We start from the raw sequence: 9,429 nt of genomic DNA, 5'->3' as shown, positions 1-9,429 counted from the left end.
CCCGTGGGCCGGACGTCCGCGCGAGGACCATTGACAGCGCCGGACCCGCAGCGCAGACTCGCCTCACTGAAGTGAAAGAAACTTCACCAGACGAACAAAGCCGTAAGGTCTCCCGAAGGGAACGCCCGATGCGCACCACCGTCGGCATCATCGGAGCCGGCCCCGCCGGCCTCCTCCTCGCCCGGCTCCTCCACAACGCCGGCATCGACTCGGTCGTCCTGGAGAGCCGCGACCGCGCCTACGTCGAGCACCGCCAGCGCGCCGGAATCCTGGAGCAGGGCACGGTCGACGTGCTGCGCGCGGCCGGCGCCGGGGAGCGCATGGACCGCGAGGGCCTGCGGCACGACGGCATCGAGCTGCGCTACGACAGGAAGCGCCACCGCGTCGACTTCCCCGCCCTCGCCGACGGCCGGTCCGTGACGGTCTACGCCCAGACCGAGGTCTGCAAGGACCTCATCGCCCTCCAGCTCAAGGAGGGCGGCCCGCTGCTGTTCGAGGCGGAGGCCCTGGCCGTCGAGGGCGCCGACACCGACGCCCCGAGCATCCGCTTCCGCCACGAGGGCCGCGAGGACGTCCTCGAGTGCGAGTACGTCGTCGGCTGCGACGGCTTCTGGGGAGTGGCCCGCAAGGCGATTCCCGCCGAACTGACCCGCGTCTTCGAGCGGACGTACCCCTACGCCTGGCTCGGCATCCTCGCCGACGTCCCGCCCTCCCACGACGAACTCGTCTACGCCCGCCACGACCGCGGCTTCGCCCTCCTCTCCATGCGCTCCCCCTCCGTCTCCCGCCTCTACCTCCAGGTCCCCGAGGGCACCGACGCCGAGAGCTGGGGCGACGAGCAGATCTGGGACGAGCTGGAGCGCCGCTTCGAGACCGACGACGACTGGCGGCTCGACCGGGGACCGATCACCCAGAAGTCCGTCACGCCCATGCGGTCGTACGTCCACGAACCCATGCGCCACGGCCGGCTCTTCCTCGCCGGCGACGCGGCCCACATCGTCCCGCCGACCGGCGCCAAGGGCCTCAACCTCGCCGTGGGGGACGTCGTGACCTTCGCGAGGGCGCTGTCGTACGAAAGGGAGACCGGTTCGGCGGAACGCCTCGACCGCTACTCCGAGACCTGTCTGCGACGGGTCTGGCAGGCCGAACGCTTCTCGTACGACATGACGGGCCTCCTGCACCGGGCGCCCGACGCCACCCCCTTCGAGGACCGGATGCAGCTGGCCCGTCTGGAGCGCATCGCCGGGTCCAGGGCCGCCGAGACCGACCTCGCCGAGGCATACACCGGCTTTCCCTTCGACTGACGGACCGTGACCCCTCCGGTGCCGGGAATCACGCCCGCGCGTAGCGTGTTGGCCGGGACAACGAGGGAAGATCCTCCTCAAGCACTAGGGTCATTCCTTTGCCTACCCATTACTCTTGAGGCAAGGCCCACACACGGTGGCCATGGAGGAGTGAAATGAGGAGCAGCAACCCGGTCTTCTCGCGACGGGGGTTCAGCCGCGACAACGGCTACGCGGGCTTCAACACCGCGCCGCAGGCCGGGGGCGCAGCAGTGGGCACGCAGGGCAACCCCTACGCCCAGCAGGCCGGCAACCCGTACGCGACCAACCCCTACGCCCAGCAGGACCTTCAGCAGGGGGCGCCGCCGCAGGCCCCGGTGACCACCGGCCGGATGACGATGGACGACGTCGTCATGCGCACCGGCACCACCCTCGGCGTCCTGATCGTCACGGCCGCGCTCGCCTGGGCGCTGCTGCCGGTCGACGACGCCAACATCGGCCGCTCGTACGGCATCGGTATCGGCGCCGCGCTGATCGGCATGGTCCTGGCGCTCGTCCAGTCCTTCAAGCGCAAGGCCACGCCCGCGCTGATCGTGTCGTACGCCGCGTTCGAGGGCGTGTTCCTCGGCGTCATCTCCAGCATCGTCGACAACCGCATCGCGAGCGGCGCGGCCATGCAGGCCGTGATCGGCACCCTGGCGGTCTTCGTCGCGGTGCTGGTGGCGTACAAGGCGGGCTGGATCCGCGTCAACCGCCGCTTCTACGGCTTCGTCATGGCGGCCACGCTCGGCTTCCTGCTGCTGATGGTCGTCAACATGCTGTTCGCCGTCTTCGGCGGCGGTGACGGCCTCGGCTTCCGCAGCGGTGGCCTCGGCATCCTGTTCGGCGTCATCGGCGTCCTGCTCGGTGCCTGCTTCCTCGCCCTCGACTTCAAGCAGGTCGAGGACGGCATCGCCTACGGCGCGCCGAAGGAGGAGGCCTGGCTGGCGGCGTTCGGTCTGACGCTGACGCTGGTCTGGATCTACATGGAGTTCCTGCGCCTCGTCGCGATCCTCAACAGCAACGACTAGTCTCCGACGGTCGTACGGCGAAGGGCCCCGGGTCTCACCTGGGGCCCTTCGGCATGTGCGCGGCTAGAAGTACCTGCGCGCGGCCCTCCTCAGGTCGTACTCGTGGATGATCGCCTTCGCGTGGCCGTACGCGAGGTTGTGTTCGTGGCGGAGCCAGCTGACCTTTTCCTCGAAGCGGAAGAGGGCCGGGCCTTCGTCGACGGTCCGCAGCCAGTCGGACACTTCACGACCGGTGCAATGGGGGATGCGGGCGAGCATGTTGCGGTGGGTCTCCTCGGAGAAGACTTGGGACATCGGCGCCTCCGTGCGCATGGGATGTAAGCCGGTCCTTCAGGTCACCGTGCCTGAGCGTTCGCGTGTTGGCAACAGTCCCGGTGGGACGCGTACCGTTGCCGGGTGGCTGATACTTCGCGTCTGACCCAGGCTGTGGACCACTTCGCCGACCGGTTGCGGGCGGCGCCGCAGAGCCGTCTGCAACGGGGAGCCGCCGCCGAGGCGCTGGGCCTGGCCCGGGAGTTCGCCCGTCGGACGCAGGTCCTGGAGGAGCCGGGCACCGAGCTGCGGGAGATGCCGGACGCCGGGATGTTCGCCGCCGCCGACCAGATCACCGTCGCCGTGCACGACTTGGCCCTCGTGCTTTCGGACGAGGGCCAGGTGTCTGAGGCTGTGCGGTTGGTGGAGGAGGCGCAGAAGCGGGCGGGGGTCTGAGGCCCCCGGCGCCTCAAAGCGAGGCTATGACCCGGTCCGCCAGGATGTAGACGTTCTCCTCGCCGCACGCGAACGTCAGCGTGTACGCGCCCGAGATGCCCGAACCGCCCAGCAGGACCGGGGTCTCGCCGGCGCGCAGGGCCGCGGAGAGGCGCTCCGCCGTCTCACGGTGGCCCGGGGTCATGCACAGCGTGGTGCCGTCGGCGAAGACGTAGACGTCGAGGGTGCCGAGCGGACCGGGGCGGACATCGGCCAGTTCGGTGCCGGAGGCCGCGAGGTCCTCCAGGGTCGCCACCGTGCGTTCGTGGTCGTTCACGACGGGTGAACCGACCGGGACGAAGTCCGGGTGGCTCGGGTGCCGGCGGCGGGCCGCGGCCAGCTCCGGGGAGTCTCCCCCAGAGGGGGCACCCCCAGCGAACTCGTCCAGGTCGGCCGACGGCTCCGACACCGGCTCCAGGCCCACGAAGTCCGCCTGCCGGGGCAGGAACAGCTCGCTGTCGGGCAGGCCGAGCAGGGACGGGGCGTCGGAGGCGTCCCGGGCCTCCTGCGCCGCCCAGAAGGCACGCGCCTCGGCGAGTTCGCGCTCACGCTCCTCGGCGAGGGCCTCTGCCACCGCGGCGCGTATCTCGTCGACGTCGGCGGCGGGGCGGGCGGCCGGAAGGAGGCCGCGCAGGGATGCGGGGCTGTTCCTGGCGAGCTCGGTGTGCAGGGCGGCGACCTGCCGGCGCAGCACCATGAGGGTGCGCAGGACGGCGACGCCCACGGCGCCCGTGGCGGCCGTGGTGACCAGCAAGGCGATCGGCATGGCGCTCACTGACGTACTCCCGTTTCAAAGTCGACCCCCGACTTCCTACATCAGCTTGAAGGGCCAACCATCCCGCTGTCAGTGCGTAACGTCACGAATCGGACAGGACTTTGGGCCGGAGGTTTAGGGAGGGAAGGGCGTGACCTGCGGAAATCCCCGCCCGAGCGATATAGGTCACATCCTGAGGGAGATTGGATCACAAATCGGCCCAGAACCTTGGAGTTTCCTTGGTTCTGGGCCAAAGGGTGGCGCTGGGTTGTTGGTTGGATACGGTCCGTCAGCTGAGGCGCTCGATGACCATCGCCATGCCCTGGCCGCCGCCCACGCACATCGTCTCCAGGCCGAACTGCTTGTCGTGGAACTGGAGGGAGTTGATGAGCGTGCCGGTGATGCGGGCGCCGGTCATGCCGAAGGGGTGGCCGACGGCGATCGCGCCGCCGTTCACGTTCAGCTTCTCCAGCGGGATGTTCAGGTCGCGGTAGGAGGGGATCACCTGGGCGGCGAACGCCTCGTTGATCTCGACCAGGTCGATGTCGTCGATGGTGAGGCCGGCGCGGCGCAGCGCCTGGTTCGACGCGTCCACCGGGCCGAGGCCCATGATCTCGGGAGACAGGCCCGAGACGCCGGTCGACACGATCCGGGCGAGCGGGATGAGGCCGAGCTCGCGCGCCTTGGTGTCGGACATGATCACGACCGCGGCGGCGCCGTCGTTCAGCGGGCAGCAGTTGCCGGCGGTGACCAGTCCGTCCGGGCGGAACACCGGCTTCAGGCCGCCGACGGCCTCCAGGGTGACGCCGGCGCGGGGGCCGTCGTCCTTGGAGACCACGGTGCCGTCGGGCAGCGTGACCGGGGTGATCTCGCGCTCCCAGAAGCCGTTCTTGATGGCTTCCTCGGCGAGGTTCTGCGAGCGGACGCCGAACTCGTCCATGTCCTGGCGGGTGACGCCCTTGACGCGGGCCAGGTTCTCCGCGGTCTGGCCCATCGCGATGTACGGGTCGGGGAGCAGGCCGTCCTCGCGCGGGTCGTGCCAGGTCGAGCCCTCGGAGGCGGCGGTGGCCGCGGTGCGGGCCTGGGCCTCGTCGAAGAGCGGGTTGGTGGTGCCGGGCAGGCCGTCCGAGCTGCCCTTGGCGTAGCGGGAGACCATCTCGACACCGGCCGAGATGAAGACGTCGCCCTCGCCGGCCTTGATGGCGTGCAGGGCCATGCGGCTCGTCTGGAGCGAGGAGGAACAGTAACGGGTGATGGTGCAGCCCGGCAGGTGGTCCATGCCCATCTGCACGGCGACGATCCGGCCCAGGTTGTAGCCCTGCTCGCCGCCGGGCAGACCGCAGCCGAGCATCAGGTCGTCGATGTCGCGCGGGTCCAGCTCGGGGACCTTGGCGAGGGCGGCCTGAATGATCGTGGCGGTGAGGTCGTCGGGGCGCAGATCCTTGAGCGAGCCCTTGACGGCGCGGCCGATGGGGGAGCGGGCGGTCGAGACGATCACGGCTTCGGGCATCACGGGCTCCATTGGCGTGCGGGATGTTCTTCCGGACGGGGGCTGCTTGGGAAGTTACCCGTACGTATGGCCTGGGTCACGGGGGTGGGGGTGTGACCTATGTCTAAGCGCTTGCTTTGGCCTCCGGCGGTTGAGCCGACACAGCCGCGGACCGGTGGGGTGCGCGTCCTGGGGGCTGCGCCCCCAGCCCCCCATCGGCCCGAAGGGCCTCGTCCTCAAACGCCGGACGGGCTGGCGGGTGACGGCTCTGTCGCCTTGACCCGCCGCCTGCGCCTGCGCTTCAGCAGGGCCCACGGCCCGGTCGGGCCCGTCGGCAGCGCCGCCGCGACCTCCGTGCCGGCCTCCGAGGCGGCCTCCGCGGCCGCCCTCGCCACCGGCAGGAAGCCCTCGCGGCGGGACACGTCCGGACGGTCCTCGTCGGCCGGCCACAGGCCCAGGGCCGCGCAGACCGTTGGCAGCACGGCCATCGCCGCCGTCGCATAGCCCTCCGCCGAGGGGTGGTAGTTGTCCGGCCCGAACAGCTCACGGGGATTCGCCTCGAACTCCGGGCCCAGCAGATCCCCCAACGACACCGTGCGCCCGCCCTGCTCGACCGCGCCGATCGTCTGGGCCGCCGCCAGCTGCCGGGACGCTCTGCGCGCCAGCCAGCGCAAGGGCTGCTGGACCGGCTCGATCGTGCCCAGGTCGGGGCAGGTGCCCACCACCACCTCGGCGCCGGCCGTGCGCAGCCGCCGTACCGCGGAGGAGAGATGACGCACCGAGCGCGTCGCCGGCATCCGGTGCGTGACATCGTTCGCACCGATCATGATCACGCACACGTCCGGCACCCGGGACGGGTCCGACAGGGTCAGCGCCACCTGGCGGTCCAGGTCGTCCGAGGTGGCCCCGGGCAGGGCGACGTTGCGCAGCTCCACCGGGCGCTCGGCCACCGCCGCGAGCCCGGAGGCCAGCAGCGCGCCCGGGGTCTGGCCCGCCCGGTGCACACCCTGGCCCGCGGCCGTCGAGTCGCCCAGCATCACCAGACGCAGCGGGGGTTCGCCCAGGACCGTGTACACATGGCCGTACCGGCCCTCGGCCTGCGGGACGTGCGGCGTCGTGCCGTTGCCCACCTGACGTCTGGCCAGCCGGACCTCCGCCAGCAGCAGCCCCATCGCCGCCGCTCCGACCAGACCGATACCGCCACCGCCATAGGCCGCGCCGGCCGCGATCCGCCGGGCCACCCTCGCCCTCGACATGCTCGTCATACGTCGCCGCCACCTCCGTCGTACCCGCTACACCCACTCCTTGCCCCGCACGGACCGTGGCCCAATCCCCACAGCGAGTGAACAGCCGTCATGGCGCCCGAACAGGCCATAGGCTGGCTGGACCACTAGGACCACTTTCTTTTGCAAGCATCCGGAGACAACGGTGCAATTCCACGACTCGATGATCAGCCTCGTCGGCAACACCCCGCTGGTGAAGCTCAACAGCGTGACCAAGGGCATCAAGGCGACCGTCCTGGCCAAGGTCGAGTACTTCAACCCCGGCGGCTCGGTGAAGGACCGCATCGCCCTGCGCATGATCGAGGCGGCGGAGGAGAGCGGCGCGCTCAAGCCCGGGGGCACCATCGTCGAGCCGACCAGCGGCAACACCGGGGTCGGGCTCGCCATCGTGGCGCAGCAGAAGGGGTACAAGTGCATCTTCGTGTGCCCCGACAAGGTGTCGACCGACAAGATCAACGTCCTGCGGGCGTACGGCGCCGAAGTGGTCGTCTGCCCGACCGCCGTGGACCCCGAGCACCCGGACTCGTACTACAACGTCTCCGACCGCCTGGTCCGTGAGACGCCCGGCGCGTGGAAGCCCGACCAGTACTCCAACCCCAACAACCCGCTCTCCCACTACCACTCCACCGGCCCCGAGCTGTGGGAGCAGACCGAGGGGAAGATCACCCACTTCGTGGCGGGCGTCGGCACCGGCGGCACCATCTCCGGCACCGGCCGCTACCTGAAGGACGCGAGCGACGGCCGGGTCAAGGTCGTCGGCGCCGACCCCGAGGGCTCGGTGTACTCCGGCGGCTCCGGGCGGCCGTATCTCGTCGAGGGCGTCGGTGAGGACTTCTGGCCGACCGCCTACGACCGGACCGTCGCCGACGAGATCGTCCCGGTCTCCGACAAGGACTCCTTCCAGATGACCCGCCGCCTCGCCAAGGAGGAGGGCCTCCTGGTGGGCGGCTCCTGCGGCATGGCCGTGGTGGCGGCCCTCAGGGTCGCCGAACGCCTCGACGAGAACGGCGTGGTGGTCGTCCTGCTGCCGGACAGCGGGCGCGGTTACCTCTCGAAGATCTTCAACGACGAGTGGATGGCCGACTACGGCTTCCTGGAGGACGAGGGCCCCAGCGCCCGCGTGGCCGACGTCCTCAACGACAAGGTGCACGGCGCCATCCCGTCCCTCGTCCACATGCACCCCGACGAGACGGTCGGCGAGGCCATCGAGGTGCTGCGGGAGTACGGCGTCTCCCAGATGCCGATCGTCAAGCCGGGCGCCGGGCACCCGGACGTGATGGCCGCCGAGGTCGTCGGCTCGGTCGTCGAACGCGAGCTGCTCGACGCGCTGTTCGCCCAGCGGGCCTCGCTGGAGGACCCGCTGGAGAAGCACATGTCGCCCCCGCTGCCCCAGGTCGGCTCCGGCGAACCGGTCGGCGACCTGATGTCGGTCCTCGGTGCGGCCGACGCGGCGATCGTCCTCGTGGAGGGCAAGCCCACCGGAGTCATCAGCCGCCAGGACCTGCTGGCCTTCCTCGCCAAGGGCGGGAAGTAGCGGGAAACGTCCGGTGAACGCCGGGTGCCGGAGGCGAACTTCCGGTTTCCCACCCAAAGGGTCGACTTCGCGGAAGTGGTACGAGGGTGTCACGTCCGCGCAGCACTCGCTTAACACGGGTCCGGCACATTAGTGGATGTCGGCAGGGCGGGAGCGGCTCCCCGCCCCAGCCGGCGCCGAACGTCCAAGGACCTCCGGAGCGGCTCCCGGACCTCCATGGACGCCGGACGTCAGACCTGGCCTGACCCGGTCGACGTCCCTCGCGGGGACCGCCGTCGTCCCGCCCCCCGTCAACGGGGGTGCGGCGGTCCCCGCGCACTACTTTTTTCTCCGCGCCGTTCTACGCCCCCGTACTGGCCCAACTGCCCAGCAGCGCCAGCCTCTCCGCGGTCTCCGAGTTCTGCTCCGGGGTGTAGGCCACCAGGGTCTGTTCCGGTGTCTCCGGGAGCGTCAGTGACTCGTAGGGCAGCGTCAGCAGGCCCGCGACCGGGTGCAGGAGGCGCTTCGTGCCGTACATGCACGCCCTGACCTGGTGGTCGGCCCACAGTCGGCGGAAGTCCTCGCTCTTGAGGGAGAGTTCGCCGACGACCTCGCGCAGCCGGCGGTCCTCGGGCTGGGAGCCGGCGCTCAGCCGCAGATGGGCGACGGTCTGCGCGGCGACCGCGGCCCAGTCCGGGTACATCTCGCGGGCCTCGGGGCTGAGGAAGAGCTGAAGCGCGGTGTTGCGGTGGGCGGGGGCCATGCGGCTGAAGCCGAGCAGGGCGTCGGCGAGGGGGTTCCAGGCGAGGACGTCCATGGCGGGGCCGAGGACGAAAGCCGGAACCCGCTCCATGCCGTCGAGCAGCAGCTGGATCCCGGGGCGGACCCGGGGTGCGGTGCGCCTGCGCTCAGCCCTCTTCGGGGGGCGGGCCACCGCGTGCAGATAGGCGTGCTCGGTCTCGTCCAGCCGCAGCACCCGGGCGATCGCGTCCAGGACGGCGTCCGAGACGCTCGGACCCCGGCCCTGCTCCAGGCGGATGTAGTAGTCGACGCTCACGCCGGCCAGCTGTGCCACCTCCTCGCGGCGCAGCCCCGGCACCCGACGCCGGCCGTGTGAGGGCAGCCCCACCTCCGCCGGCTGGATGCGGGTGCCCGCGGCGCGAACGCCGTGACCTCGCCGAGTGCTCGGTGTTGTTGCCACCGCCTGGGGGCTGCGCCCCCAGACCCCGCTTCGGCCCTTGAGGGGCCTCGTCCTCAAACGCCGGACGGGCTGGTGGACACCGACCGCAC

The 9,429-nt window shown here is 70.8% G+C and carries 9 protein-coding genes; 4 read left to right on the top strand and 5 right to left on the bottom strand.

Translation table 11 applies throughout. The annotated features are described in order from the left end of the window. Window positions 1-128: 128 nt before the first annotated feature. Both ACFULQ_RS47230 and ACFULQ_RS47225 read left to right on the top strand, forming a co-directional pair. Window positions 129-1,304: a 4-hydroxybenzoate 3-monooxygenase gene (locus tag ACFULQ_RS47230; RefSeq protein ID WP_383557484.1), complete on the top strand. Its 1,176-nt coding sequence runs from the start codon at window positions 129-131 to the stop codon at window positions 1,302-1,304. A gap of 155 nt (window positions 1,305-1,459) precedes the next feature. After that, window positions 1,460-2,353, top strand: a complete 894-nt coding sequence (locus tag ACFULQ_RS47225) for a Bax inhibitor-1/YccA family protein (protein WP_383557482.1) — start codon at window positions 1,460-1,462, stop codon at window positions 2,351-2,353. 63 nt (window positions 2,354-2,416) lie between these two features. Here ACFULQ_RS47225 and ACFULQ_RS47220 read toward each other — a convergent pair whose 3' ends face one another. Next, complete coding sequence (locus ACFULQ_RS47220) at window positions 2,417-2,647, bottom strand: DUF4287 domain-containing protein (RefSeq protein ID WP_020137875.1); 231 nt, start codon at window positions 2,645-2,647, stop codon at window positions 2,417-2,419. 102 nt (window positions 2,648-2,749) lie between these two features. Between ACFULQ_RS47220 and ACFULQ_RS47215 the strand changes: the two genes are divergently transcribed. Beyond that, window positions 2,750-3,061, top strand: a complete 312-nt coding sequence (locus tag ACFULQ_RS47215; protein ID WP_383557480.1) for a hypothetical protein — start codon at window positions 2,750-2,752, stop codon at window positions 3,059-3,061. A 13-nt stretch (window positions 3,062-3,074) separates the two neighbouring features. Here the strand turns inward: ACFULQ_RS47215 and ACFULQ_RS47210 are convergent, their stop codons facing one another. From ACFULQ_RS47210 to ACFULQ_RS47200, 3 genes are all read right to left on the bottom strand, one after another. After that, entirely contained in the window at window positions 3,075-3,875 is an 801-nt protein-coding gene (locus tag ACFULQ_RS47210) for a hypothetical protein (RefSeq protein WP_383557479.1), read from the bottom strand. Between the two features lie 268 nt (window positions 3,876-4,143). Continuing rightward, on the bottom strand, window positions 4,144-5,364 hold the full coding sequence (locus tag ACFULQ_RS47205) for an acetyl-CoA C-acetyltransferase (RefSeq protein WP_383557477.1): 1,221 nt from the start codon (window positions 5,362-5,364) through the stop codon (window positions 4,144-4,146). 215 nt (window positions 5,365-5,579) lie between these two features. Beyond that, complete coding sequence (locus ACFULQ_RS47200) at window positions 5,580-6,608, bottom strand: SGNH/GDSL hydrolase family protein (RefSeq protein ID WP_383557474.1); 1,029 nt, start codon at window positions 6,606-6,608, stop codon at window positions 5,580-5,582. Window positions 6,609-6,771: 163 nt separating this feature from the next. On the opposite strand from ACFULQ_RS47200, the gene ACFULQ_RS47195 reads away from it, so the two are divergent. Further along, window positions 6,772-8,160 (top strand): cystathionine beta-synthase, encoded by a 1,389-nt coding sequence (locus tag ACFULQ_RS47195; RefSeq protein ID WP_383557472.1) that lies wholly within the window; start codon window positions 6,772-6,774, stop codon window positions 8,158-8,160. A gap of 340 nt (window positions 8,161-8,500) precedes the next feature. Here the strand turns inward: ACFULQ_RS47195 and ACFULQ_RS47190 are convergent, their stop codons facing one another. Further along, window positions 8,501-9,340 (bottom strand): helix-turn-helix transcriptional regulator, encoded by an 840-nt coding sequence (locus ACFULQ_RS47190; RefSeq protein ID WP_383557485.1) that lies wholly within the window; start codon window positions 9,338-9,340, stop codon window positions 8,501-8,503. Window positions 9,341-9,429 lie beyond the last annotated feature (89 nt).

Source organism: Streptomyces sp. NPDC057253 (assembly GCF_042669125.1).
Classification (GTDB): domain Bacteria; phylum Actinomycetota; class Actinomycetes; order Streptomycetales; family Streptomycetaceae; genus Streptomyces.
Note: the sequence above shows the minus strand (reverse complement) of the source record. Positions and strands in the feature narration are given on the sequence as shown.

Coding starts and splice junctions, on each gene's coding strand:
- ACFULQ_RS47230 (WP_383557484.1), top strand. CDS start 129: ATGCGCACCACCGTCGGCATCATCGGAGCCGGCCCCGCCGGCCTCCTC.
- ACFULQ_RS47225 (WP_383557482.1), top strand. CDS start 1,460: ATGAGGAGCAGCAACCCGGTCTTCTCGCGACGGGGGTTCAGCCGCGAC.
- ACFULQ_RS47220 (WP_020137875.1), bottom strand. CDS start 2,647: ATGTCCCAAGTCTTCTCCGAGGAGACCCACCGCAACATGCTCGCCCGC.
- ACFULQ_RS47205 (WP_383557477.1), bottom strand. CDS start 5,364: ATGCCCGAAGCCGTGATCGTCTCGACCGCCCGCTCCCCCATCGGCCGC.
- ACFULQ_RS47200 (WP_383557474.1), bottom strand. CDS start 6,608: ATGACGAGCATGTCGAGGGCGAGGGTGGCCCGGCGGATCGCGGCCGGC.